Source organism: Mesorhizobium sp. M7A.F.Ca.ET.027.02.1.1 (genome assembly GCF_004022985.1).
Classification (GTDB): Bacteria; Pseudomonadota; Alphaproteobacteria; order Rhizobiales; family Rhizobiaceae; genus Mesorhizobium.
This window is the reverse complement of sequence record NZ_RZOL01000866.1, coordinates 1-743: the sequence shown is the minus strand read 5'-3', so window position 1 is coordinate 743 and position 743 is coordinate 1. Positions and strand designations below refer to the sequence as shown.

At 66.5% G+C, this 743-nt stretch carries 1 pseudogene; it reads left to right on the top strand.

The annotated features are described in order from the left end of the window. Window positions 1-743 (top strand): annotated as a pseudogene (locus tag EN749_RS38085) (hypothetical protein); the annotation flags it as partial.

The window sequence follows — 743 nt, the reverse complement described above, 5'->3', positions numbered from 1 at the left end:
CTTCTCGACTCCGTGGACGAGGCACGGTTGCGTCATCCTGGCGATTTCCAGATCGCGATCCGAAAGTTCGCCAGCGTGCTAGGCGCGGCGAAGGCCCGCGCCCACATCGTGCTGACCGGCCGCATTAGCGCCTGGCGACCTGCGACCGACCTGAGCCTGTGCGTCGAGCTGCTGCCGCATCCGTCACCGGACACCAATACACGGACGAACGAGAGCGGCGATGCGTTGGATAGCGACATTGTACGGACGGAGCGTGTCCAAGGCGGAGCCACATCCGGGTACCGAGTGGTCGCCCTCGAAGACCTGGGCGACAACCAGGTCAGTCGCTTTGTCACCGCCCGCGGGGTCGAGAATCCTACCGCATTCGTCGATGCAGTTGAACGCGCCGATGCCAAGGGCTTCACCGGCCGCCCGCAGGACCTGGACGAGCTGGTCGATTTCTGGCGCGTCAATGGCAGGATCGGCTCGCGGTGGGAGATCCTGACGGCCAGCATTGACCGTCGGCTGGAGGAGCGAGATCAGAATCGGGCCGAAGTCCAGCCCCTGCCGCCCGAGAAGGCGAGGCTAGGTGCTCAGGGTCTGGCGGCGGCCGTGACGCTGACGGGGGTGCCGGTCATTCGGGTACCCGATGGTGCGGACGCCGCCGACGGTGTTGCCGCCTCCACCGTTCTCCCGCAGTGGACTGACGCGGAAGCTGGCGTGCTGCTGCAACGCCCCATCTTCGACGGCGCCATCTACGGGAC